The organism is Moorena sp. SIO3E8, assembly GCF_010692445.1.
GTDB lineage: Bacteria > Cyanobacteriota > Cyanobacteriia > Cyanobacteriales > Coleofasciculaceae > Moorena > Moorena bouillonii.
Genome location: NZ_JAAHHM010000376.1, coordinates 1 through 1,174, shown reverse-complemented (window position 1 = coordinate 1,174; position 1,174 = coordinate 1). Strand labels below are relative to the sequence as shown.

Below are 1,174 nucleotides of genomic sequence, written 5' to 3'. Positions count from 1 at the left end.
ATATCATGTCCGGTTAATTAGTTAAAATTTACGCATCAATTTGACGCCACCAATGAAAACCTGTCAAGCCTTGAATTAAATCTTGCTGTTTGAGTAAAGTTTTGCAGCGTTGAAACAGAACAACTTCTAGCTGCTGCGCGAGGATCAAATGAGCGATTGGCTCTTGTGCCGTCAACCAGAGTCCATAATCTTTCTGCTGGTTGCAATTGGTGGTGAGTGAGAAGGCAAAAATATTAAATGCAATCCCTCTGGTAATTCTACGCCCTTACTGGTATGCCATCCAGCTTGGTCAACAACTAAAACAATGTGTTTATCATCACCATTATTAAATTCAGCAGCAAATTCAGCCCATACCCGATTAAATAGCTCAGTATTGACATAAGGCAGAATCCACGCCTTAGTCTCGACCGTACACGGGTGTGCAAAAGCATACAACCATAACCACTCAAATCTCCAATTGACATGGGCAATTGGCCAGTCCCCAACTGGATCATAAATGCGTCGAAGCACAGGGAAAGAGTCCCAGGCGATGTTCATCCTCACACCATAATTGCACATCTGCATTCGGGTAAGTGCTTTTGATTTGCTCAAGGTCGGCGGCTAGTTTTTTTTCCAGGCTTGTTGCTCATGCATAGTCACTTTTAGTATGAGCAGGTAAAGGAACCCTCAACCATTAAGTCATTTGTCGTAGTATCTCCCATCCTCTTTGTCTGCTGATGGACTTGCCCGTCACAGATGTTAACCAGTCTGCCACTTTTCGACCATTCCAAAATCCCCCATCTGGAGCAAGTCCGTTGCCAAACTTGCCATAACTGTGCTTGTTCGAAATCTCCTATTAATGGCTTGGCTCCTTGATTTTGTTTTCTGCGTTCGCGTAGCGTGGCTTTTGGCCAATCGCCTAATCCTTCAGCACCCAATTGGTTGTATCTTTTGATTAATGCATAAATCCAGATTCTACTGTAGCCAGTTATTTGGACTACTTCCTCTGTTTTTTTTCCTTGAGCGAGTAACCAGATCACCTGATACTGCCGACAAACTATGGCACTTTTGGCCTGGCGGTAACCCTGTTGGAGTTCCTCAATGCAAAGAGTGTTCGGTGATGGTAATTCGTCTTGGCATTACCTCGATGCTGTACTCTCCACTTTTCTTATAAGTGATTAGACGGACATGATAT

Annotated in this window: 1 pseudogene; it reads right to left on the bottom strand. The window is 43.7% G+C overall.

Annotation, left to right across the window (positions count from 1 at the left end):
• Positions 1-28 precede the first annotated feature (28 nt).
• Positions 29-1,119 (bottom strand): annotated as a pseudogene (locus tag F6K46_RS39900) (IS630 family transposase).
• Positions 1,120-1,174 lie beyond the last annotated feature (55 nt).